This window comes from Bacillus sp. AFS017336 (genome assembly GCF_002555445.1).
GTDB lineage: Bacteria > Bacillota > Bacilli > Bacillales > Bacillaceae_G > Gottfriedia.
Genome location: NZ_NUCO01000020.1, coordinates 244,376 through 263,916, shown reverse-complemented (window position 1 = coordinate 263,916; position 19,541 = coordinate 244,376). Strand labels below are relative to the sequence as shown.

The 19,541-nt window shown below is 31.9% G+C and carries 22 protein-coding genes; 13 read left to right on the top strand and 9 right to left on the bottom strand.

Features of this window, described 5'->3' with window-relative positions; all coding sequences use genetic code 11:
* Positions 1-90: 90 nt before the first annotated feature.
* Both CN601_RS11450 and CN601_RS11445 read right to left on the bottom strand, forming a co-directional pair.
* On the bottom strand, positions 91-390 hold the full coding sequence (locus tag CN601_RS11450) for a hypothetical protein (protein ID WP_098119999.1): 300 nt from the start codon (positions 388-390) through the stop codon (positions 91-93).
* A 117-nt stretch (positions 391-507) separates the two neighbouring features.
* Positions 508-759: a DUF2624 family protein gene (locus CN601_RS11445; protein ID WP_098120000.1), complete on the bottom strand. Its 252-nt coding sequence runs from the start codon at positions 757-759 to the stop codon at positions 508-510.
* 375 nt (positions 760-1,134) lie between these two features.
* Between CN601_RS11445 and CN601_RS11440 the strand changes: the two genes are divergently transcribed.
* Positions 1,135-2,061 (top strand): ABC transporter substrate-binding protein, encoded by a 927-nt coding sequence (locus CN601_RS11440; RefSeq protein ID WP_098171098.1) that lies wholly within the window; start codon positions 1,135-1,137, stop codon positions 2,059-2,061.
* Positions 2,062-2,138: 77 nt separating this feature from the next.
* Here the strand turns inward: CN601_RS11440 and CN601_RS11435 are convergent, their stop codons facing one another.
* Positions 2,139-3,008 carry a YitT family protein gene (locus CN601_RS11435; RefSeq protein ID WP_098120002.1) on the bottom strand — a complete coding sequence of 290 codons (870 nt, stop codon included), beginning with the start codon at positions 3,006-3,008 and terminating at the stop codon, positions 2,139-2,141.
* A 266-nt stretch (positions 3,009-3,274) separates the two neighbouring features.
* On the opposite strand from CN601_RS11435, the gene CN601_RS11430 reads away from it, so the two are divergent.
* From CN601_RS11430 to CN601_RS11415, 5 genes are all read left to right on the top strand, one after another.
* A complete protein-coding gene (locus tag CN601_RS11430) occupies positions 3,275-4,051 on the top strand; it encodes a metal ABC transporter ATP-binding protein (protein WP_098120003.1) in 777 nt (258 codons plus the stop codon).
* Positions 4,048-4,884: a metal ABC transporter permease gene (locus tag CN601_RS11425; protein ID WP_098120004.1), complete on the top strand. Its 837-nt coding sequence runs from the start codon at positions 4,048-4,050 to the stop codon at positions 4,882-4,884. The genes CN601_RS11430 and CN601_RS11425 overlap by 4 nt, the downstream gene beginning before the upstream one ends.
* 7 nt (positions 4,885-4,891) lie before the next feature.
* Positions 4,892-5,302: a Fur family transcriptional regulator gene (locus CN601_RS11420; RefSeq protein ID WP_098120005.1), complete on the top strand. Its 411-nt coding sequence runs from the start codon at positions 4,892-4,894 to the stop codon at positions 5,300-5,302.
* A gap of 192 nt (positions 5,303-5,494) precedes the next feature.
* The gene (locus tag CN601_RS26525) at positions 5,495-5,662 is read left to right on the top strand and encodes a DUF4083 family protein (RefSeq protein ID WP_142317334.1); all 168 of its coding nucleotides are present in this window, start codon (positions 5,495-5,497) and stop codon (positions 5,660-5,662) included.
* Positions 5,663-5,780: 118 nt separating this feature from the next.
* The gene (locus CN601_RS11415; protein ID WP_179865527.1) at positions 5,781-6,563 is read left to right on the top strand and encodes an SDR family NAD(P)-dependent oxidoreductase; all 783 of its coding nucleotides are present in this window, start codon (positions 5,781-5,783) and stop codon (positions 6,561-6,563) included.
* Positions 6,564-6,717: 154 nt separating this feature from the next.
* Here CN601_RS11415 and CN601_RS11410 read toward each other — a convergent pair whose 3' ends face one another.
* A complete protein-coding gene (locus tag CN601_RS11410; protein ID WP_098120007.1) occupies positions 6,718-7,146 on the bottom strand; it encodes a VOC family protein in 429 nt (142 codons plus the stop codon).
* 279 nt (positions 7,147-7,425) lie between these two features.
* Here CN601_RS11410 and CN601_RS11405 point away from each other — a divergent pair, with 279 nt between their 5' ends.
* Together CN601_RS11405 and CN601_RS11400 are read left to right on the top strand one after the other, a co-directional pair.
* Positions 7,426-7,881, top strand: coding sequence for a hypothetical protein (locus tag CN601_RS11405; protein ID WP_098171096.1), 456 nt, complete (start codon positions 7,426-7,428; stop codon positions 7,879-7,881).
* An 817-nt stretch (positions 7,882-8,698) separates the two neighbouring features.
* Positions 8,699-10,306 (top strand): M20/M25/M40 family metallo-hydrolase, encoded by a 1,608-nt coding sequence (locus CN601_RS11400; protein WP_098171095.1) that lies wholly within the window; start codon positions 8,699-8,701, stop codon positions 10,304-10,306.
* Between the two features lie 322 nt (positions 10,307-10,628).
* On the opposite strand, the gene CN601_RS27505 is transcribed toward CN601_RS11400, so the two are convergent.
* Both CN601_RS27505 and CN601_RS11395 read right to left on the bottom strand, forming a co-directional pair.
* Positions 10,629-10,760 carry a hypothetical protein gene (locus CN601_RS27505; RefSeq protein WP_257131679.1) on the bottom strand — a complete coding sequence of 44 codons (132 nt, stop codon included), beginning with the start codon at positions 10,758-10,760 and terminating at the stop codon, positions 10,629-10,631.
* Between the two features lie 115 nt (positions 10,761-10,875).
* A complete protein-coding gene (locus tag CN601_RS11395; protein ID WP_179865526.1) occupies positions 10,876-11,640 on the bottom strand; it encodes an arylamine N-acetyltransferase family protein in 765 nt (254 codons plus the stop codon).
* 312 nt (positions 11,641-11,952) lie between these two features.
* Here CN601_RS11395 and CN601_RS11390 point away from each other — a divergent pair, with 312 nt between their 5' ends.
* The 5 genes from CN601_RS11390 to CN601_RS11370 all read left to right on the top strand — a co-directional run bounded on the left by CN601_RS11390 (position 11,953) and on the right by CN601_RS11370 (position 16,274).
* Positions 11,953-13,005 (top strand): sulfate ABC transporter substrate-binding protein, encoded by a 1,053-nt coding sequence (locus CN601_RS11390; protein ID WP_098171153.1) that lies wholly within the window; start codon positions 11,953-11,955, stop codon positions 13,003-13,005.
* Positions 13,006-13,125: 120 nt separating this feature from the next.
* Positions 13,126-13,956 (top strand): sulfate ABC transporter permease subunit CysT, encoded by an 831-nt coding sequence (gene cysT / locus CN601_RS11385; protein WP_373604973.1) that lies wholly within the window; start codon positions 13,126-13,128, stop codon positions 13,954-13,956.
* Between the two features lies 1 nt (position 13,957).
* Complete coding sequence (gene cysW / locus CN601_RS11380; RefSeq protein WP_098171092.1) at positions 13,958-14,839, top strand: sulfate ABC transporter permease subunit CysW; 882 nt, start codon at positions 13,958-13,960, stop codon at positions 14,837-14,839.
* Positions 14,840-14,850: 11 nt separating this feature from the next.
* Positions 14,851-15,924, top strand: coding sequence for a sulfate/molybdate ABC transporter ATP-binding protein (locus CN601_RS11375; protein ID WP_098120012.1), 1,074 nt, complete (start codon positions 14,851-14,853; stop codon positions 15,922-15,924).
* A 110-nt stretch (positions 15,925-16,034) separates the two neighbouring features.
* Entirely contained in the window at positions 16,035-16,274 is a 240-nt protein-coding gene (locus CN601_RS11370) for a hypothetical protein (RefSeq protein ID WP_098171091.1), read from the top strand.
* Between the two features lie 444 nt (positions 16,275-16,718).
* Here CN601_RS11370 and ispG read toward each other — a convergent pair whose 3' ends face one another.
* The 3 genes from ispG to CN601_RS11355 all read right to left on the bottom strand — a co-directional run bounded on the left by ispG (position 16,719) and on the right by CN601_RS11355 (position 19,136).
* Positions 16,719-17,819, bottom strand: a complete 1,101-nt coding sequence (gene ispG, locus CN601_RS11365) for a flavodoxin-dependent (E)-4-hydroxy-3-methylbut-2-enyl-diphosphate synthase (RefSeq protein ID WP_098120014.1) — start codon at positions 17,817-17,819, stop codon at positions 16,719-16,721.
* Between the two features lie 115 nt (positions 17,820-17,934).
* Entirely contained in the window at positions 17,935-18,267 is a 333-nt protein-coding gene (locus CN601_RS11360; RefSeq protein ID WP_098120015.1) for a hypothetical protein, read from the bottom strand.
* A 110-nt stretch (positions 18,268-18,377) separates the two neighbouring features.
* On the bottom strand, positions 18,378-19,136 hold the full coding sequence (locus tag CN601_RS11355; protein ID WP_098120016.1) for a DUF1189 domain-containing protein: 759 nt from the start codon (positions 19,134-19,136) through the stop codon (positions 18,378-18,380).
* Between the last annotated feature and the right edge of the window lie 405 nt (positions 19,137-19,541).

The window sequence follows — 19,541 nt, the reverse complement described above, 5'->3', positions numbered from 1 at the left end:
GTGAAGATTGAATGGCAAATTTGTGATAATAATTTGAATTCTTAAATAAAACAAGCCCCTAACAAAATCGTTAGGGGCAAATTTTCTTACTTATAATTCTATTTCTACGACTTTCTTTAATTTGCTATCCAAATAGGAAGCAATTATTTTGCCATCTTTAATTCTTTTCACAGTTACAACATTACTAACTAGTTCGTGATCATGTTCGTCTAAATGTAATAATTTAATATAGACCACATGTGCTTTGTCACGTGTGATTAAACTACTAGCGATGTTAAGTGCTAAATCATGGCTTAAATCATCCATGTGAAACATGTGTTTGAATTTAACTTCATCATCCGTTTCTTTGTCTAAATAAATAATTTCATAATGTAGCTCATGCAAATCCATATTAATCCCTCTCATTTCGTTTTAGAATAAGTAGTGATTCATTGTATGAGCATTATATGATGTATGAAATGAGTAGAGTTATTAATTAAAGCTTTTTAATGAACATCTTAATCAAGCTTAAGTTAGCTTTTGAAAAATAGTTTCAATCTGTTGTGCTGTAGCTTTAGAGGTTACGTTTGCAATTTGGGTAAGGATTTGCTTTTTATGTTCAGCATCATAAATATTATAGTTTTTACCGTTTAAAATAACTGCCACTTTATTGGCTTGATCTGGGGTAATATAAACTTGATATTGCTGACTTAATTTTAAAAGATCCTTTGGGGTAATGTTATTAACCTTTTTATTTATGAGAGTTTGGATAATATTCATTCTGTGCCTCCTCTTAGATGAAATCTACATCAATAGATTTTATGAGGAACCCCGATAAATAATGAATGAGGGACAATGTTCTTAATTATTTTTTAGCGTAAGTAAATGAGATTAGGAAAGTTTACTTAACGCTATAGACGAAAGAAAGTAGTATTTTTGTATAGAGCAGCGAGTTAAATCTATCTTTAAGTAGTGAAATAGTCATTGGAAATGGAAAATAATTGATATAATAGATTCCGTTTGGATTAAAAAATTAAAATTTAATTAAAAAATAATTGACGATGATAATCAATATCAATTACACTGAATATAATTGATTGAAATTGATAATCAATATCAATTAGAGTGATTAACTTTTAAGGAGAGATTTCAACTATGAAAAAGCGATTTTTCAGTTTTATGGCATTAGGATTAGTGCTAACATTAACAGCATGTAATAGTAATGAGGTATCTAAATCATCAGTTAAACCAACAAAACAATATGATTTAGCAAAGCGTTCATACGAATTCAAAGAGGCACCTAGCAACGCTGCAGTCTTAAGCTCAGGGGATTTAGATATCGTTAGATCATTGGGTGGTAAAATTGTAGGTAGACCAACATCAATCATGCCTACAACAGATCCAGAATTAAAAGACATTGTAGAAATAGGGAATATCCATCAACCAAAATTTGAAGAAATTGCTAGTGTAAAAGCTGACGTACTATTTGCAGGAAAGGCATTTGCGAATAACATAGATAAAGTGGAGTCACAAGGAACGAAGGTTGTTGTAACATCTGGAAATTCAATCAATGAAATTAAGCAAAGTATTACATTGATTGGTAATGTATTAAATAAAGATAAAGAAGCAAGTGTCTTAACTAGTAAAATAGATAAACAAATGAAAGAATATGGTTCAGACAAAAAAACAACAAAGGCATTAATCGTATATGGTGCAGGAACTGACTTTCTAATAGCGTTACCTACGTCTCTTTCAGGGGATGTATTAAATAAAGTTGGTGGTGAAAACATTGCTTCAGAATTTGCTGAAGATAAAACAATGCCAGGATATGCGCAAATTAGTGCAGAACGAATAATTGAAAAAAATCCAGATGTCATTTTTATGATCTCGCACGGTGATCCAGAGGCTACAAAAAAAGCATTTGAAAAGCAGATGTTACATAATAAAGCATGGAGTACACTAAACGCAGTTAAAAAGAATCAAATTATATTTTTACCACCAAACTTATTTGCAGTAAACCCTGGAACTGGAATAACTGAAGCAATGAAATTTATGAATGATGAGTTAGTTAAGGTTCAATAATTAAGTACAAGTAATCAATCAATCTATTAAACTAAAAAAGCTTGAATTCATGATAGAATTCAAGCTTTTGTTTTAATTTAATGAATGGCTTTCTTCTTAAACTTTCCACCTTTTACATCTGCTATATTGCCAATTGCAATAAAGGCATTTTCATCATAATCTTCAACAATTGATTTCAATTTCGCTTCTTCAAGTCGTGAGATAACTGTAAAGATAATTTTTTTATCTTCACCCATAAAGCCGCCTTCACCATGAAAATACGTAACACCTCGACCTAAACGGGCATTTAGTGCATCGCCGATTTCTTTATCATAATCACTTATAATCCATACAGATTTAGTATCTTGGAATCCTTCAATTGTTAGATCAATCGTTTTAAATGCCACATAATAGGCAATTAATGAGTACATAGCATTATCCCATCCAAATACAAAGCCTGCGCTTCCGAGAATAAATACATTAAATGCCATAACTACTTCACCAATTGAAAAAGGTGATGATTTTGTTAATAATATTCCTATAATTTCAGTTCCATCAAGTGAACCTCCATTACGAATAACTAAACCTACTCCAATTCCTAATCCTAGTCCACCAAATAATGCAGCTAATAATGGGTCATTTGTTAAATGAGGAATGTCCTTAAAAAGTGAGGTAAATACTGAGAGTACAGTTATACCAAATAACGTTGAAATTGCGAATGTTTTACCAATTTGCTTATAACCTACTAAAACAAAAGGTAAATTTAATATGAATAGAAAAATACCGAGATTAATCGAAGTAATATGGGAGAGGATCAAAGAGATACCTACGATTCCACCATCAATGATATCAGTTGGAATAAAGAAAGCTTTTAAGCAAACTGCCATGAGTGCAGCTCCTAAAGTAATAAAAAACCCCCGTTTAATAATCTTAAAATTTGAAAGCTTACGATGTGTAATTGCGTTCAAAAAACCACCTCTTTATCTATATTTATAGGTTAATTGTAACATATTGTATATTTCGTCACAAAGTGAAAAGGCTTGAATTATTAAAAAAACGTTAAAAAACAACCAAGAAAATTAAGGGTTTTAAACAATAGAAAAAGACGAATTTAATCGAAAGTTTATCTGTCAATTCCCGAGCTTTCTTTGTTTACAAATAGGAAGTATTCTCTTATACTAAGAACTTGAGATAAAACGTAATTATTCCTAAATAGATGAAGGTGTTAAAATAAATGAGTCAAGATATTATAAAAATTGAAGATTTGTCTTACAGTTATGAACGCCAAAAGGTATTAAAAGACATAAATCTTCTTGTGAAAAAAGGGGACTTTTTAGGATTAGTTGGTCCGAACGGCAGCGGTAAATCAACTCTACTAAAATGTATATTAGGTATTCAACAACCGGATGAAGGAAAAATTGAATTATTCGGCACAGATATTAGAAAGATGAAAAATTGGGATAAGATTGGATATGTTTCGCAAAAAGCAAACAGTTTTAATTCAGGCTTTCCAGCTTCAGTTTTTGAGGTAGTATCTCTAGGTCTTGTTTCAAAAATTGGATTATTTAATGGATTTAAAAAATCTGATAAGCAAAAAGTTGCCGAAGCATTAAAATCAGTTGGAATGTATGAGTTTGCGAACCGTAATATTGGTGAACTATCAGGTGGCCAGCAACAGCGTGTTTTTATAGCTCGAGCACTTGTTAGTGATCCGGAATTATTAATATTAGACGAACCAACAGTAGGTGTAGATGCTGAAAATGTAGAAAGCTTTTACCAATTACTAAGTGATTTAAATACGAAACTTGGTATTACGTTATTATTAGTTTCTCATGATATAGGCATTATTACTGATAAAGTATCACATGTTGCATGTTTAAATAAGAGACTTCATTTCCATGGTAGCCGAGAGAAATTTAAAGATGCCACAGAGAATGATTTATCACTTTTATACGGTCACTCTGTACATGTATTGTCTCATAATCATGAAGATGGGGGTGATCAAGCATGATGGATTTTTTTCATTATGATTTTTTAAGAAATACGCTAATCACAGGTATGATTATTGGCGTAATGGCCCCATTATTAGGTGTATTCGTTGTCTTTAGAAGATTATCATTAATTTCTGATGCTTTAAGTCACGTCACATTATCAGGCGTTGCAGCAAGCCTATTACTTGAAAAGTATTTCTTTACTTCAGGTTTTATTAGTCCTTTATTTATGGGGATGACATTTTCAGTTGCAGGAGCATTTTTAATCGAAAAACTAAGAAGTGTATATAAACATTATCAAGAGTTAGCAATTCCAATTATTCTTTCAGGTGGAATGGGATTAGGCGTTATTTTAATTTCATTAGCAAATGGATTTAATACGGATCTTTTTAGTTATTTATTTGGAAGTGTCAGTGCTGTTTCTGGTCAAGATTTAATAACTGTCATAATTATTGCTGTATTTGTAGTAATATCTATCATAGTACTTTACAAAGAATTATTCCTTTTATCATTCGATGAGGAATATGCAGTTGCTTCTGGTATAAATGCAAAGTGGATCCATTATTTATTTATCTTATTAGTCGCTTTAGTAGTATCCATTTCAATGAGGGTTGTAGGAGTACTATTAGTCTCTTCTCTAATGACGTTACCGGTAGCATCAAGCATTCGAATTTCAAAAGGATTTAAACAAACTATTTTCTTTTCAATTATGTTCGGAGAGTTTTCAGTTGTTGCAGGTATTTTACTTTCTTATAATTTAAACCTAGCGCCTGGTGGTACGATTGTAATCCTGCAAATCCTTATTCTTATTTTAACTTTAGGCTGGAAGAAATTAAGAACAAGTCAAAGGTAGTGATTAAATGAAATTAGCAGATGCATCAAAGCTATTAAAAGAAAGAGGATTTAAAAACACGCCTAAACGATATGATATGCTTGAATATATTTTTAGGCAAAATAAATATGTAACTGCAAGAGATATTCAACAAGCACTTAAAGATAAATACAAAGGGCTTAGCTTCGATACCATTTATCGTAATTTATCCACATTTATCGAAGTGGATGTAGTTGAAGTGACAGAACTAGATGGAGAAAAACGATTTCGTTCAAAATGTTCTTCATCAGAACATCACCATCATTTTATTTGCTTAGATTGTGGAAATACAAAAAGTATATATAGATGCCCTATGGACAATTTATCTGTTGATTTACCTGGCTATACAGTACAAAGCCATAAATTTGAAATTTACGGTCTTTGTCCAGATTGTAGTTAAAGTTAATAGGTCTGAAAATAAGAACATAGTGTGCACATTGAAGAGAGTACGAAGGTACTCTCTTTTTATTTTTAATGAACGAGAAACTAAAGTATTTGTTTTTAAAGGATTACATAAATTCCCAATTTGCTTTATACTTTAATGAGAAGTGGTATTTATTTTGATTCTTATGAAAAGTAGAGGAGAGAAAATATGCCTATTGGAGATCTAATATATCAGTTGATTGTCATTTTAATACCGATTGCTATTATTATTTTTTGTGTATTTATTTTTCGATTTATTAGGAATCATAAGCTACAAATGAAAAGACTTGAGGCAAAAATTGATAAAATAAACGAAAACTATAAAAATCTAAAGTAGACAATAAACATTATTGTCTTTTTTTCGTTTATAAGGTATAGTAAGGTTCATCATATATGTTTAAATGTTTAAACGTATAATCATATAAAAAATTAATAGTTTTAAATAGGAGAAAATGATGAAATCAAATGAGACAGTTTTAATTACAGGTGCATCTGGAGGTATTGGAAAAGAACTAGCTTTTCTATTTGCAAAAGATGGATATAATTTAGTTTTAGTAGCGAGATCGTATGAAAATTTACTGAAGGTAAAAAGTGAAATTGAATCTTATTCGAATAGTAAGATTCATCTATTTTCAAAAGATTTATCAAAAGAAAATGAGATTACTTCACTACAGAAAGAATTAATTGAAGAAAAAATTCAAATCGATTATTTAGTGAATAATGCGGGGTTCGGATTGTTTGGAGAGTTCGTAAATACAAGTTTAGATGAAGAATTAAATATGATTGATTTAAATATACGTACAGTAACACATCTTACAAAATTATTTTTAAAAGGCATGGTTGAGCGAAATAAAGGTGGAGTGATGAATATAGCATCTACAGCCGCATTTCAACCTGGACCATTAATGGCAGTTTATTATGCAACAAAGTCTTATGTGCTTTCTTTTTCCGAAGCACTTTCGAATGAATTAAAAGGAACAAATGTAAAGATAACGGCTGTTTGCCCAGGAGCAACTGAAACAAATTTTGGAGATCGTGCTAACATGCATGAATCAAAATTATTCCAAAGTGGAGTAGGGAATGTAAAAGATGTTGCAAGAGTAGCATATAAGGGATTTAATGATGAAAAGACAATTGTAATTCCAGGAGTAACTAATAAAATACTTGCGACATCTGTTCGTTTCATGCCAAGAAAATTAGTCACGAACGTCGTAAGGTCGATTCAAAGAAGAATATAATAGTTTAAAAACGACTCTGTCATATTTGATCGAGTCGTTTTTTTTTCAATTAATCCTGTATGAATCTCAATTAAGAAATTAGGAAACAAGTCCTATGTTAAATTAATCTAGTCAAATTATTCTTGAATAGTTTAGTAATCAAGAAATTCAATTATTACTCCCCAGCAGGGTGGGTAAATACTTGGAATAATACACCAAATTTGTCTACAACTTTACCGTAGCACGGGCTAAAACCTGTATCTTGTAGAGGTAACTCTACTTGACCGCCAACTGAAAGGCCTTCAAAAAATCGTTTTGAAATTTCAATATCATTTGTAGATATACAAATAGTAACTTGATTCCCGCTTTGGAATGGATAACCAGGATATGTATCTGAAAGCATTAATACTGATTTGCCAATTTGGATTGTTGCATGCATGATTAATTCTTTAGCATCTGCTGGAATTTTTCCGTCTGTGTCTCCTGGAACATCTCCGTAAGTTTGACTAAAAAGTACCTTTGCATCAAGAGCTTTTTCATAAAAATTAATTGCTTCACTAGCGTTTCCGTCCATGATTAAATAAGGGATTAATTCTAATGACATGTCCACTTCACTCCTATAATCTATTTGAGATATTTAAATGAAAGAATAACATAATTTTCTTAACCTATTATATTAATCTATCCATGAATAAATTATAAAATAAAGAACGTATGTTTGCAATAGAGATTTATTTTAATTTTTTCGACATAAAAAGAGAACTTTTGTTCTTTTTGCGATTTTAATTTAACTATTAATTAAAGGGAAAATTCCTCAACTGTTGAATAGTATGCATTAGGGCAAGATGTTTTATTAAACTTATAGCCTAGGAGGCTGGATAGTTTGCAGGAGCTCAAAATATATAGAAGAAATGCCTTCCTATTATTATGTGTGATTTTATTATCGTATATGGGCCACTTAGCTAAGCCATTGCCAATCTTAAGTAGAAGAATACTAGAAGGCATTTGTTGGCTTTCTCTAATTAGTTGTTTTGGAGTCATTACAAGCGGAGTAATAAAGTTTAGTCAAAAGATTGGGAAATTGGCATATTTTTTTGTATTAGGTAGTTTAATTAGTTCAATTTTTGCTTTTAAGATCGAAACAATTAATTCAATAAATATTATCTCATTTTATATCTATTATATTTGTCTTTTTGCAAGCTTAATTACTGGTGTAATAGCCATTGTTAAAGAAGAAAAAGGGCTAGCAAAATTATCTGGTTTTATTTTGATGCTCATATTTGGCTTAATCTTTATGTGCACATTTATTGTATGGAATATGAGCGGAACGCGATTTTAAATAGTTCAGATAGGAGAGTTAAGTATTCTATCTAATAATTGATGGTTCAGATTGTTGACAAGTATTTGCATCAGTCTGGACCACCATTTTTTTTACACTCTGACCATCTAAATAAAGTTGGTCCAGACATTGAAATAAGACCTAGTCAATATTGAACAAATAAAATGAAGATACTCTTGAAGGGTTCACGTGATCTTAATATACCGTGAATATGTAAATTACCTACTCAATAAAGGATATGAGTAAGAAAATAAGTATGTAGCTGTTAATTCATGATTATAAAATGGTTCATGAGTTAAAAAAAGAGAGGGCATATGAAATTAATTAACTCATAAAGGGTTCATGAGTTAAAAAAAGAGAGGAAACACGGAATTAATTAACTCATAAAGGGTTCATGAGTTAAAAAAAGAGAGGAAATACGAAATTAATTAACTCATAAAGGGCTCATGAGTTAAAAAAAGAGAGGAAACCCGAAATTAATTAACTCATAAGAGGGTCATGAGTTAAACAAAGAGCAAGAAGCTGAAATTATGTAACTCATACCAGGTTCATGAGTAAGTAAATATAAAAACAGCCTATTTTAACAGGCTATAGTGGAAAGTCACTACACCAAACTTTACTTAACCTAGGTAATGTTGGACACTAATTGACAAACTAATTTTTAACACTCTGAACCATCTAATTATAGATGGTTTTTTATTTTTAAGCAGATCAGTTCATTTAAAAAAGGTATTAAGTGACTTTTCTAGAATTGGTGAGATATTACTAGAATTATGAAAAAAGGAGCATAACTACACATTTGTATATGGGGGATATTATGGATAAAATGCGATGGAATACACCTGAAAGCTTAAAATCATTATTATCAGAGTTAGTTAGTTGGAAGAGTATTAGCCTAACAGAGGGAGAACGTCAATTTCCGATTAATTTATATAAAAAATTATCTGACTTACAATATTTCATGGATTCATCAGATCAATTAAGGTTACATAATTCAAATAAAGGTCGGAAATTTTTAACGGCATTATATAAACATCCAGAAGTAAAAGATACAATTTGTCTTATAAGTCATTTTGATACGGTAAACACAGAAGAGTATGGGGAGTTAGAAACTTTATCTACTACAACTGAGGAGTTAACAAAAGCTTTCTATGAACGTCTTAGCGAGTTATCTATAGAAGTTCAGAATGATTTAAAATCCGGTGAGTATTTATTTGGTCGAGGCACAATGGATATGAAAATGGGACTTGCGATGCATATGAGTATTATTGAGAAGGCAAGTATTGAGAAATGGCCGATCAATCTTCTGTTATTAACGGTTCCTGATGAAGAGGTTAATTCGGATGGCATGCGTGATGCGGTTTCAACACTTGTAAATCTTAAAGAGGAATATGATTTAAATTACAAATTGTTCTTGAACGGGGAGCCAGTGTTTACACAGGAGCCAGGCGATCCAAAGTATTACACATACTCTGGTACAATCGGTAAAATCATGCCAGCAGCACTATTTTATGGAAAAGAAACCCATGCGGGAGAACCGTTAAGTGGTATAACATCTCCATATATCTCTTCATTTTTAACAAGAAAAATGGAGTGGAATGACGAATTTCAAGAGACTGATTTTGATGAAACTACGCCTTTACCAGTTACGTTACAACAAAAGGACTTGAGGTTAGAGTATTCCACTCAAACACCGTTTCGCTCAAACGCGTTGTATAATGTATTTTTAATGAAAAGAAATGCTTCTGAAGTTTTTAATCTATTCGAAAAAATAGCACAGCAAGCTGCTGATGAATGTAATCTTGAATATGAAAATATGTGTAATAAACATCATGTGAATCCAATTGGAAAAGTAAAGGTTCTGCAGTATAGGGAGTTGCATAACTATGCTTCTGAGAAACTAGGACAGAACTATATTATGGAACTTAAAAAGGAAATTAATGCTCATAATGAGTGGGATGATCGTGAAAAATCTTTTAGAATTGCTGATCATTTAATGATTGAATGTCAGGAGCTTGCACCAGCGATTATCATTTTGTTTGCACCACCATATTATCCAGCTATTAATTCCACTGGAAATGAATTAGTCGAACAATGTATTAAGTATTCTTCTGAACTAGCTATTAATCAGTTTAATTTGCCAGTAAAAAGAATTCACTATTTTAATGGAATTTGTGATTTAAGTTATGTTAATTACAGTGACTCATCTAACGGATGGACAGCATTTGAGCAAAACACACCAGTATGGGGGGATTGCTATACATTACCATTTGATTTAATGGGAAAATTAAATGCCCCTGTATTAAATATTGGGCCATTCGGAAAGGATGCCCATAAGCTAACTGAGCGACTGCATATGAGAAATGCATTTGAAGAAGTACCTTTTATAGTAGAAGAAGTAATCCATATGGTAAGTAAAATGTAGGGTAAGCAATGGATGTGACATTACCACCGATACGAACATAATGTGAACAATATTGATAAAGTTGTGAACTTCGTTGATAAAACATTGAACTTCGTTGATAAAACATTGAACTTCGTTGATAAAACACAGAACTTCGTTGAAAATCATTGAATCTCGGCGATATATTGTAAAATCCAGTTAATCTAGTGTCAAAAATGTAATTATCCCAGTTTATATTTTGAACAAAATTTTACATCTTAGCAAAAAATCCACAAGATTGAACTGCACCCCAATTGTTAGACATAACTAACAATTGGAGGTGTAGTTTTTTATATTTAAGCGATTAGTATTCTATTTCTTCAATATCCTTTGCTTGAGGAAGAGGCTGTTTATTTTTTTGACTCTCATTAACATTATTTACTTCATCTTCACGTCTTTCTCTTATTATGCTATTTGGTTTTTCGCTGTTTTTCAAATGATTGATCCCCTTTACTTTGTTTACAATTAATTTGTTCCATTATTGTTTCGTTTATTAGTATTTTACGAAGAAGAGGGGCCAAAAAGAGATTTTTGTGACTTTGTCCAATCTCTTAGCCCTTTATTTCAGCTTTTGGATTAAATAGTTGGTTAAAAATTGATTGCCATTCATCCTCATTTTTTATTTCTGTTATAAAGATTCTGCGATTTTTAGTTACCTTTAGCTGATGATCCGATAACGAGATTCTTCCTTCTTTTGTTAGTAAATTGACAATTTTATATTGGGTAAAGATTGTTTCGTTACTAGTTTGGAAGTAGTTAAATTGTTTTTCAAATTGATATAGCTGTTTCGGTATGGTTGAAATGAATAATAAATCCTTCCAAGATTCATTGAATTTTTGAAGGATGAAGCCGGAATTGTCTTGTTCTTTTATACGATAGGATCCATTTGAATCAGAGTATTCGTATTGATCCTGTAGGAGGAGAGGTTCTAAAAAACCACCGCCAATTCCTACGTCGGCAAGATAATTTTGTCCATTAATTTTAACTAATATAGATAAATGGGAGAACACTGGATTCCATTGATGTTTTTCTTGGTTCCAAAATTGAGTAGAAATAAAAGAGACATTAAAACCTAGTTCTTGTAGGACAGAAAATAATAATGAATTTGTTTCAAAACAAATTCCACCACGTTTACCTGATGAAATCTTTTTCATTACAAGAGTTGGGTTCATGGTTAGTGGTATTTGAGAAATAATATCGATATTTTCAAAAGGTATGGAAAGTAAGTGATGACGATGAATTTCTTTTAAAGAGGAATATGAAATTGTATCTGGTTGCCTTAACCCGATGTGTTTAAAATATGTTTCTAACAGCATGAGATCCTCCATATAAAATGTAATTTCAATAGTAAATATAATGAGTATACAATGAGGCTTGTATAAATAGTAAATATAATGAAAAATAATTATAAATTTTCCAAATTCATAGTTGACACATAGGAATAGTGTGTTTATTATTAAGCTTATATAAAAAATCAAATTGGCTGATTGGAAGACCAAAGGCCCTTAACTAGTTTCTTTAGTTAAGGGTCTTTTTGCATTTGTGCCTTAAAGGGGAGATTTTAATGTGTTGAATGATCGAGATGGGTACAAATAAAATCGGAGAATTGATATTTGAGGGGGCGGAATATAGTGGGGGCAAAAACTTGGATTATTGGCTCGGTTGTTGCAGTTTTGGCTGTTTCTGGAATCTTATATTCGACTTTAAAAGACGATAGCAGTGAGGTAACGAATGGAAATGCGACAAATAAAAAAGTAGAATTACTAAATGTTTCATATGATCCGACCCGTGAATTATATGAAAACTATAATAAAGCGTTTAGTAAATATTGGGAAAAAGAGCATCATCAAACAGTGACAATTAAACAGTCTCATGGAGGTTCGGGAAAGCAAGCTAGGGCAGTAATTGATGGTTTAGATGCTGATGTTGTTACACTTGCTCTAGGTTATGATATTGATTCAATCAACGAAAAGGCACAACTATTATCACCTAATTGGCAAAAAGAATTTGATTATAATTCAACACCATATACTTCAACTATTGTTTTCTTAGTAAGGAAAGGCAATCCAAAAAATATTAAGGATTGGGATGATCTAACTAAGAAAGGGGTTCAAGTAATTACGCCAAACCCTAAAACTTCTGGTGGTGCAAGATGGAATTACCTAGCTGCTTGGGGTTATGCAGATAAAAAATATAATGGTGATGAGAAAGAAATAAAAGCATTTATGAAAAAATTATATAAGAATGTACCTGTTTTAGATACTGGCGCGCGTGGCTCAACAACTACATTTGTTGAAAAAGGGATTGGGGACGTACTAATTGCATGGGAAAATGAAGCTCTTCTATCTGTTAAGGAATTAGGCGAAGGGAAATATAAAATTGTTTATCCATCTATTAGTATCCTTGCTGAGCCACCTGTTGCAGTCGTAGATAAAAATGTAAAGGCAAAGAAAACTGAAATAGTAGCGAAAGCCTATCTATCTTATCTATATAGTAAAGAAGGTCAAAAAATCATTGCAGAAAATTACTATCGTCCTAGAGATCAAGAAATACTTGCTAAATATAGTAAACAATATCCTAGTTTACCAATGTTGACAATCGATAAAGATTTTGGAGGCTGGAGTAAGGCGCAAGCGAAGCATTTTAATGATGGTGGAATATTTGACCAAATTTATCAATAAACGATTAATTGAGTAACGATAACTTAAAAAATAAAGAGGACATGGATGCACCGAGGCTCATCTAAAGAGCTATGTCCAAGTCTTCTTTATTTGATTTTCATTTAAGGAGTTGACATAAATTTGCTAAAGACAAGAAAGAGAATCTTACCTGGGTTTGGTTTAACATTTGGATTTTCAATATTGTATATAAGTTTTTTCATTTTTTTACCAATATCGATGTTATTTCTACACTCTTTTGATATAGGATGGGCTAAATTTTTAAAAATTGTAACCGATCCTAGAGTACTAATGTCATATAAAGTTAGTTTTGGAACAGCCTTTATTGCTGCGATCTTAAACGCTGTCTTTGGTTTATTAGTAGCCTGGGTACTCGTACGATATCGTTTTCCAGGGAAGAGAATAGTCGATGCTTTCATTGATTTACCATTTGCATTACCGACTGCAGTAGCCGGTATTACATTAACTACGTTGTATTCTCCAAGTGGTTGGATTGGAAGACTATTTTCTTTCAAAATAGCTTATACACCTTTAGGTATTATTATTGCTCTTACTTTTATTGGATTACCATTTGTAGTAAGGATGGTGCAACCTGTGCTAGAGAATTTCCATAAAGATGTTGAGGAAGCAGCTGCAAGTTTAGGTGCAAACCGTTTACAAATTTTCTGGAAGATCATATTCCCAGGAATTTTACCAGCCTTGTTAACTGGTTTTTCATTAGCTTTTGCGAGGTCTTTAGGGGAATATGGGTCTGTTGTATTTATTTCGGGAAATATGCCTATGAAAACGGAAATAACACCTTTATTGATCATGACAAAATTAGAGCAATATGATTACGCAGGGGCAACTGCACTAGCAGTTGTATTATTAGTTATTTCTTTCCTTCTATTATTATTGATTAGTATTTTTCAACGATACTCTAATCGGGCATTTGTTCAAGGGGGTAAGAGTTAGAATGGAAAGAGAGTTAAATATTGAGAGAAAATTAACTTTAAATAGTCATACAAAAAAAGGAATTAAATTAAAGGGGAAATCGTTTCAAATCATCTTAACTAGTATCGTTATTTTATTTTTAGCGCTATTTTTATTTCTTCCTTTAGTTTCAATTTTTATAAAAGCATTGCAAGATGGCTTCGGAGTTTATAAAGAAACAATCGTAAATGATGAAACTTTAGCTGCAATTAAATTAACTTTTATTGTAACGATCATTACCTTACCACTTAATGCAATATTTGGAGTTTCAATTGCTTGGGCTACAACGAAATTTAATTTTAAAGGGAAAAATTTATTGGTAACTTTAATTGAATTACCTTTTGCTGTGTCTCCAGTTGTTACGGGTTTTTTATTTGTACTTTTATTTAGTCCGAATAATGGGGTATTTGGTGGCTGGTTAAAAGAGCACAATTTAAAAGTCATTTTTTCAACCCCGGGAATTGTTTTAGCAACAATCTTTGTAACTCTTCCGTTTGTTGCGAAAGAATTAATTGCAGTTATGCAGGCTACAGGAAGTGCAGAAGAAGAGGCCGCGTTAACTTTAGGTGCTAACGGTTGGCATATTTTTTGGAAGGTGACACTACCAAAAATTAAATGGGGACTTTTATATGGCATTATATTATGTAATGCAAGAGCGGTTGGAGAATTTGGAGCTGTATCAGTAGTTTCTGGACATATTCGCGGAGAGACAATTACGATGCCACTTCATATAGAAAATTTATATAACGAGTACCAATTTCCACAAGCGTATACAGTAGCTTCACTTATGTCTATTTTTGCGATTCTGACATTAGTGATTAAAAATATTATTGAATGGAAAGTTCAGAAGGTAGAGAAACAATAGGAGAGGATCGTATGTCAATTAAAGTTTCTAATGTATTAAAGAGCTATGAAAATGAGTCTGCTTTAAAAGGGATTGATCTAAATATAAAAAAAGGAGAATTAGTAGCACTTTTAGGCCCGTCTGGTTCTGGTAAAACAACATTACTACGAATAATTGCTGGCTTAGAGAATCCAGATGGTGGGGAAATATTCTTTGAGGAACAGGATGTAGCAAATTTACAAGTAAAGGAAAGGAATGTAGGGTTTGTTTTCCAGCACTATGCTTTATTTCAGCATATGACCGTTTTTGATAATATTGCATTTGGATTAAATGTAAGACCAAGAGCTACACGTCCAACTAAGCGAAAAATTAAAGAGAAAGTAATGGAGCTATTAAATTTAGTAAAATTAGAAAGCTTTGCCAATCGATTTCCTTCGCAATTATCTGGTGGACAAAGACAACGTGTCGCATTAGCTAGAGCTTTGGCTGTTGAACCGAGCGTATTATTATTAGATGAACCATTTGGAGCACTAGATGCAAAAGTAAGAAAGGATTTAAGAAGATGGTTACGTAAGCTTCATGACGAAATTAATGTTACAAGCATATTTGTAACACATGATCAAGAAGAAGCGCTTGAAGTTGCCGACCGAGTGGTCATTATGAATGGTGGAACAATTGAGCAAATCGGTACTCCAGAAGAAGTTTATCATACACCTGCAAGTCCGTTTGTTTATGATTTTCTTGGAAAAGTAAACTTATTTCATGGACGGATCAATAAAGGAAATTTAATAAGCGGTGGTCTAGAAATACCATTACAAGAGCAAGTTGAACGAGATCATAAAGAAGTTACAGGTTATGTCCGACCTCATCAAATATCAATCGAAAAAATTGAAACAGATCAAACATCCATAAGTGCAATCATTACTCATATTCATGCAGTGGGGCCAATTGTGTACGTCGAAGTCCTTCGAGAAGACACAAATGATTATGTCGAAATCGAATTAATGAACGAATTATTTTATGATCTAAATATTCAACTTGGAGAACGAGTATTTGTACGCCCTAATGAATTAAAGGTATTTATCCCTCAGGATTATTCGATCTAGTAGGTGAGTGTAAACAGTAGGGTGTCCCAAATGTTTGAGAAGGGCATCCTACTAAGTATTTAGAGGAGAGTAGTTGAAATGAAGAATAACTGCAAATAAAACTGTGAACAGTGCAAAAAAGAATCGCTGCAAATAAAGGGGGCACTGCAATTAAAAATAGAAAATCTGCAAATAAAAAGGTTGAACGTGCAAATAAAACTGTGAAAAGTGCAATTAAAGGAAGAACTGCAAATAAAATCAGTATAACTGCAATTAAAATTAACAAAACCGCAAATAAAATTAGCGAAACTGCAAATAAAATTAGCAAAACCGCAAATAATATCAGTAAAACTGCAATTAAACTATGTTGAACTCCAAATTAGTTATGGAAATACCTATACCGGTTAGGGTATTTTACCTAATTTATTGTTCAAAGATCGATGCACACAATGGAAAATCAATAAATTTGCACTTTTTTTAAAAAAATTCGCTTAAAAAAGTGAAGAAATCTATTAAATATCTATGTAAGGAGAGCATAAATTCCACTCTAATAGTAAAATTCTAACAAGATACCCCCATTCTAGTCTGACTTAATCAACAATTTTAAAGTAAACTCGCCGATTGGCGAGCCTTCAGGCGAAGTTGCAATTATACATATACCTTAAATTAGCAACTGCGTCGATTTTTCTTCAACGTTACCAATTTATTCTTTATAAAAAAGAGGCCTCCTAATTGCCAGTTACGCGACTCTTAGGAGGCCTCTTTGTATACAACGTTATTAAGAAAAAGCTAGTGAAGACTGTTTCTATGCCTCTTTAGCCTTTTGCTGCTTCTAGTTCAGCAAGTTTTTCTTTTGCGATAATGTCGATTTCACGTTTTAATTCTTCAACCATTGTTGCTTCAGGTACTTTACGAACGATTTCTCCGTGACGGAATAGTAATCCTTCACCGCGTGCTCCAGCAATACCGATATCAGCTTCACGTGCTTCACCAGGTCCGTTTACTGCACATCCTAGTACGGCAACTTTAATCGGTACTTTTAGTGTTGAAATATATTCTTCAATATCGTTTGCAATACTAATTAAGTCAATTTCGATTCGTCCACAAGTAGGGCAAGAAATCAATGTTGCAGCGTTTGAAGATAAGCCGAAAGATTTAAGTAATTCTCTAGCAACTTTTATTTCTTCAACTGGGTCTGCACTTAAAGAGATACGCATTGTGTTTCCGATCCCTTTACTTATGATTGCACCTAAACCAGCAGCACTTTTAACTGTACCAGCAAATAGTGTACCTGATTCAGTGATACCTAAGTGTAAAGGATAATCGAATGCTTTTGATGCTTTTTCATATGCTTCAATTGCAAGGTTTACATCTGATGCTTTCATTGAAACGATGATGTCATGGAAATCTAAGTCTTCAAGAATTTTAATATGATGTAATGCACTTTCAACCATTCCATCAGCAGTTGGGTAACCGTATTTCTCTAAAATACGTTTTTCTAAAGAACCAGCATTAACACCGATACGTATTGGAATTCCTTTAGCTTTAGCTGCATTTACAACTGCTTCAACTTTTTCTTTACGTCCAATATTACCTGGATTAATTCTTATTTTATCTACGCCGCCTTCAATTGCTTTAAGCGCTAATTTATAATCAAAGTGTATATCTGCTACAAGTGGTATATTAATTTGTCTTTTTATATCAGCAATCGCATTAGCTGCTCTTTCATCTGGTACTGCAACTCGAACAATCTGACATCCAGCTTCTTCAAGTCGTTTAATTTCTGCAACTGTTGCTTCAACATCGTGTGTTTTTGTTGTTGTCATACTTTGGATTGAAATCTCATTTGCTCCACCAACAACTACATTTCCTACTTTAACTGCACGTGTTTTACTTCTATGTGTAATTTCGTTCACGAGTAACTCGCTCCTTCAAAAATAACTTATTTCATTTTTTATATATCTACATTATCATATTTTCTTCATGATTACTCATTTTATCAACTGGTTCTAAAGAAATATAACACAAAATTTACTTTTGTGAAGAGTAAATTGGGAATTTATATGATTTTCCACTTTGAATTTTAGTAGGTAGTAGACCATCATTTAAATCAGTAAAATCCTTCGTAATTTGGCTAATTGGTTGGCTAAAATCAGGATTGAGATCTTCGATAATTCCTAAAACAGTATCTCCATTCTTTACTTGGATTTTTTCATATTTTGGAAGTGAGGATGTTTTTGTTTCTGATTTAGATGCTTTGGCTACTGTAGCAATATGTTGAGTAGGGATCGTTCCTACATTAAGGTCGAAGAAAATTATATATCCAAGTAATAATGCACCGAATAAAAAAGCTATTCTTTTCATTAATAATCACTCCTTTGTAGACTATATGCTTGTCCACACTGAATATTCCAAAAAAGAAGCCAGGAAAAAGCTCATAAAAAAAGAAGCGTATAAACCGCTTCGGAAATTGATTATTTTTTTGATGGTAAATTTCTAATTGTTAATGTATACATAACTACTGCAATTACAATATAAATTAAAGTTTGGAATGGAATATTTATTTCCAATATTCTAAGCAAGAAATAAATAACAGTAGGTAATGTTAAGCTATACGAAACCATTGCAAAGCGTTGTCTATACGGTAGGTGCTTAGTCGACTTAATTAAAGTTGTTAAAAATGCTAATATTGTCGCAAGTAAAAATATGAAGATACATGAACCAAAATAATATAGGAAAAATAACGCGATTAAAATGACTGGAAGAGCTTCTTTTATATTTTTAATAAATTTTGAAACGCCCGCTTTATTTATTTCTTTTGACTTTAATGAAGGATAAGGGAAATCTTGCTCGCCTTTATCATTTTTCATGATTATTCTATTTTTTAATACAACAAGTGCATACTGTTCATTTTTTAATTTGGTAGGCATAATTGTTTCATTTGGATAAAAAGCATATTTATATTCACCAATCTTTCGTTCGAATGGCGTATTGTCGTTTATGGCTATTGTCCCTTTGCTTAAAGAAATTGTATGAATATTTTCTTTTAGCAAATCAGAAACATTGTTCACCTGAAGCTTCACATTTTTTTCCAATGAAAAGAACCCAGGAAGAGTATATAAAATTGCTAGTAGGAATAGAAAAAAGATTGTTTTACCGATTTTTTGGAGTCTATATCTTGATATTGTTTTTGGAGAGTATAAACTAAACCAAAATTGTTTAAATATATTCATAAACTCATCCTTTCTTATTAAATGTTATTTCACTTCCCGAAATTTATTATGTATCTTTCGGGCTATTTTGTATATTATAATCTTTTTTTTGAAAATGAATATTAAACTTTAATTAGAATGAAAAGAGTAAGATTAAGAGCGGGCAGAAGTTTTATTAATGATAGTAAGTTGTCCTGGACAATGAATTAGGGGGAGAAATACAGGAGTGCAAGATTAGTGGAGAAGATGAACATTTAGTGGAGTTTCAAACTTCACACTACATATTATTTACACTAAAAGTTGATTAAGATAAATTAATATCTAAAAAAAATAAAAAAAGTGAAAAATTACATTGACGTTTAATTTGAGTCATGATATATTAAATATTGTCTTAAGGACAACGGAAATTATTCCGCAGTAGCTCAG

Bases quoted from the DNA above. Each gene is read 5' to 3' on its own strand.
- CN601_RS11450 (WP_098119999.1), bottom strand. From the start codon at position 390: ATGGATTTGCATGAGCTACATTATGAAATTATTTATTTAGACAAAGAA.
- CN601_RS11445 (WP_098120000.1), bottom strand. From the start codon at position 759: ATGAATATTATCCAAACTCTCATAAATAAAAAGGTTAATAACATTACC.
- CN601_RS11440 (WP_098171098.1), top strand. From the start codon at position 1,135: ATGAAAAAGCGATTTTTCAGTTTTATGGCATTAGGATTAGTGCTAACA.
- CN601_RS11430 (WP_098120003.1), top strand. From the start codon at position 3,275: ATGAGTCAAGATATTATAAAAATTGAAGATTTGTCTTACAGTTATGAA.
- CN601_RS11425 (WP_098120004.1), top strand. From the start codon at position 4,048: ATGATGGATTTTTTTCATTATGATTTTTTAAGAAATACGCTAATCACA.
- CN601_RS11420 (WP_098120005.1), top strand. From the start codon at position 4,892: ATGAAATTAGCAGATGCATCAAAGCTATTAAAAGAAAGAGGATTTAAA.
- CN601_RS26525 (WP_142317334.1), top strand. From the start codon at position 5,495: ATGCCTATTGGAGATCTAATATATCAGTTGATTGTCATTTTAATACCG.
- CN601_RS11415 (WP_179865527.1), top strand. From the start codon at position 5,781: ATGAAATCAAATGAGACAGTTTTAATTACAGGTGCATCTGGAGGTATT.
- CN601_RS11410 (WP_098120007.1), bottom strand. From the start codon at position 7,146: ATGTCATTAGAATTAATCCCTTATTTAATCATGGACGGAAACGCTAGT.
- CN601_RS11400 (WP_098171095.1), top strand. From the start codon at position 8,699: ATGGATAAAATGCGATGGAATACACCTGAAAGCTTAAAATCATTATTA.
- CN601_RS11395 (WP_179865526.1), bottom strand. From the start codon at position 11,640: ATGCTGTTAGAAACATATTTTAAACACATCGGGTTAAGGCAACCAGAT.
- cysW (WP_098171092.1), top strand. From the start codon at position 13,958: ATGGAAAGAGAGTTAAATATTGAGAGAAAATTAACTTTAAATAGTCAT.
- CN601_RS11375 (WP_098120012.1), top strand. From the start codon at position 14,851: ATGTCAATTAAAGTTTCTAATGTATTAAAGAGCTATGAAAATGAGTCT.
- CN601_RS11360 (WP_098120015.1), bottom strand. From the start codon at position 18,267: ATGAAAAGAATAGCTTTTTTATTCGGTGCATTATTACTTGGATATATA.
- CN601_RS11355 (WP_098120016.1), bottom strand. From the start codon at position 19,136: ATGAATATATTTAAACAATTTTGGTTTAGTTTATACTCTCCAAAAACA.